The following is a 252-nucleotide window of genomic DNA, read 5'->3' on the forward strand; positions in this document are numbered from 1 at the left end:
GCGCCCCGCAGACGCAGCACGATCGGGATGTTGTAGGTCGGGCTCGGACCCTCCAGCCGGAACAGGAACCACAGACGCTGCTGCGCATATGACAGCGGGATCCGCTCCGGACGCTCCCGCCGCTTCAGGCCCGCTCGGCCCTGCCGCGCCGTTCCCAGCCGCTCCGCCAGCCCAGACACCGTCGGCGCCTCGAACAGGCTCCGGATCGCCACCTCGACCCCCAGGCTCGACCGGATCCGGCCGATCAGGCGC

The 252-nt window shown here is 72.2% G+C and carries 1 protein-coding gene; it reads right to left on the minus strand.

The window, feature by feature from the left end:
* The coding region (locus tag FFK22_RS43715) for a phosphopantetheine-binding protein (RefSeq protein ID WP_186003002.1) at nucleotides 1–252 on the minus strand (252 nt) is incomplete at both ends.

The sequence above is a fragment of the Mycobacterium sp. KBS0706 genome (genome assembly GCF_005938675.2).
Lineage (GTDB): Bacteria > Pseudomonadota > Alphaproteobacteria > DSM-16000 > Inquilinaceae > Inquilinus.